Below are 260 nucleotides of genomic sequence, written 5' to 3'. Positions count from 1 at the left end.
TTATTGATGGATTAACAGTTGAAATTCCGGAAGGGAAAATTACAACAATTATTGGACCAAATGGTTGTGGGAAGTCCACATTATTAAAAACGGCGTCTCGTATTTTGAAGGCAAAGCAAGGTACTGTTTATCTTGACGGAAAAGCAATTGAGAAACAGCCAACGAAAGAAATTGCAAAGAAAATGGCGATTTTACCACAAACTGCAGAAGTGCCAACGGGTCTTACTGTATTTGAGCTTGTGTCATATGGAAGATTCCCT

The 260-nt window shown here is 38.5% G+C and carries 1 protein-coding gene; it reads left to right on the top strand.

The genetic code is table 11. The annotated features are described in order from the left end of the window. Window positions 1–2: 2 nt before the first annotated feature. Window positions 3–260: ATP-binding cassette domain-containing protein (locus MR107_RS30790; protein WP_242293207.1), on the top strand; the 258-nt coding region annotated here is incomplete at its 3' end.

Origin of the sequence: Bacillus cereus group sp. BfR-BA-01441, from assembly GCF_022663075.1 — a bacterium.
Taxonomy (GTDB): domain Bacteria; phylum Bacillota; class Bacilli; order Bacillales; family Bacillaceae_G; genus Bacillus_A; species Bacillus_A cereus.
This window is presented reverse-complemented; position numbering and strand designations above follow the sequence as displayed.